This window comes from Bacillus sp. SIMBA_005, from assembly GCF_046535585.1.
Lineage (GTDB): Bacteria > Bacillota > Bacilli > Bacillales > Bacillaceae > Bacillus > Bacillus pumilus.
The window spans coordinates 1-265 of record NZ_JAWRWI010000553.1 but is presented as its reverse complement, the minus strand read 5'-3'; the positions used below and the strand labels follow the sequence as shown (position 1 = coordinate 265).

At 46.0% G+C, this 265-nt stretch carries 1 protein-coding gene; it reads right to left on the bottom strand.

Annotated elements, in window-relative coordinates:
• Positions 1-109: 109 nt before the first annotated feature.
• Positions 110-265 (bottom strand): hypothetical protein (locus SB660_RS21270; RefSeq protein WP_410584378.1); only part of this gene is annotated, 156 nt, incomplete at its 5' end.

The window sequence follows — 265 nt, the reverse complement described above, 5'->3', positions numbered from 1 at the left end:
CGCGCAAATAATCGCTTTTTTCTTTAATTTCCTCAACATCACTTGGAGGGCCTTCCGGCGCTTTTAAAATGTTGTTCACCATGCTGAATAAGCTCCTTTCAAACCAAAATCAATATACGTCACGCTGATAGCGTTTTTTCTGCTGCATGTCTGCCAGGAAGCTTTCCGCTTTTTCACGGCTCATGCCGCCTTCTTCCTGAATGATATCGAGAAGCGCCTGGTGCACGTCATGCGCCATATGCTGTTCATCACCGCAGATGTATAC